The organism is Intestinimonas sp. UBA1698 (assembly GCF_002320075.1).
Taxonomy (GTDB): Bacteria; Bacillota; Clostridia; order Oscillospirales; family Oscillospiraceae; genus Intestinimonas; species Intestinimonas massiliensis.
In genome coordinates, this window is sequence record NZ_DCJO01000013.1 from 60,597 (window position 1) to 60,814 (window position 218).

Here is a 218-nt window from a genome sequence, read left to right on the forward strand (position 1 = left end):
TCTGTGGGGTCTGCCGGACACCGTCCAGGCGCTGCGGGAACAGGGGAAGCTGAGATAGAGGCGCCGTCCTGCCCGAAGACGGCGCGGGTGCGCCGCACAAGCGTTTTCGCGGTGCGAAAACCTTGGCGCAAGGGCGAATTCATTCCGCCCGCGCAGGTGAAATAAAAAGGGCCCCCAGCGGCTTTTCCGCTGGGGAACGACGCCACGGGGTTCATCAA